The 242-nt window shown below is 71.5% G+C and carries 1 protein-coding gene; it reads right to left on the bottom strand.

The features are described from left to right. Positions 1-242 (bottom strand): transposase (locus Q0817_RS20030; protein WP_298592258.1); only part of this gene is annotated, 242 nt, incomplete at both ends.

The following is a 242-nucleotide window of genomic DNA, read 5'->3' as shown; positions in this document are numbered from 1 at the left end:
AACTCGTTCCACGCCGCCCCGGTCTCGGCCGTGGCCACCCGCATGCCCAGGACCTCCCGGTGGCCGTCGCCGTTGACTCCGGTGGCCAGCAGCACGACCGCGTTGACCACCCGCCCGCCCTCTCGGACTTTCATGGTCAGCGCGTCGGCGGCGACGAACGTGAAAGGGCCGGCCTCGTCCAGGGGTCGGTGGCGGAAGGACTCCACGTGCTCGTCGAGGTCGGTGGCCATGCGCGAGACCTG

The organism is uncultured Kocuria sp. (assembly GCF_947500125.1).
Taxonomy (GTDB): Bacteria; Actinomycetota; Actinomycetes; order Actinomycetales; family Micrococcaceae; genus Kocuria.
Note: the sequence above shows the minus strand (reverse complement) of the source record. Positions and strands in the feature narration are given on the sequence as shown.